This is a genomic window from Falsihalocynthiibacter sp. S25ZX9, assembly GCF_041205405.1.
Taxonomy (GTDB): Bacteria; Pseudomonadota; Alphaproteobacteria; order Rhodobacterales; family Rhodobacteraceae; genus Falsihalocynthiibacter; species Falsihalocynthiibacter arcticus.
Genome location: NZ_JBGFCD010000307.1, coordinates 1 through 287, shown reverse-complemented (window position 1 = coordinate 287; position 287 = coordinate 1). Strand labels below are relative to the sequence as shown.

General features: G+C 51.9%; 1 protein-coding gene. It reads right to left on the bottom strand.

What is annotated here, in order from left to right:
* On the bottom strand, positions 1-287 hold a 287-nt coding region (locus tag AB9F29_RS22360; RefSeq protein WP_369757308.1), incomplete at both ends, for a TGS domain-containing protein.

Sequence of the window (287 nt, the reverse complement as noted above, 5' to 3'; positions counted from 1 at the left end):
GTTGACCCTCGGCCGTTATAATCTCAACCGATTGTCCGTTCTTAAGGCGTGTCCAAAGCGGTACGCGTAATCCGTCCACCGTGGCACCCACACAACTATCGCCAATGCGCGTGTGGATGGCATAGGCAAAATCAAGCGGTGTCGCGCCACGAGGTAATTTCTCAACCGCGCCTTTTGGTGTAAAACAAAAGACCTGATCAGAGTACATTTCGAGCTTCACATGCTCTAGAAATTCGTCGTGATCCTCGGCGTTGGAAAACCGCTCGGCAAGGCCGGAAATCCATTTC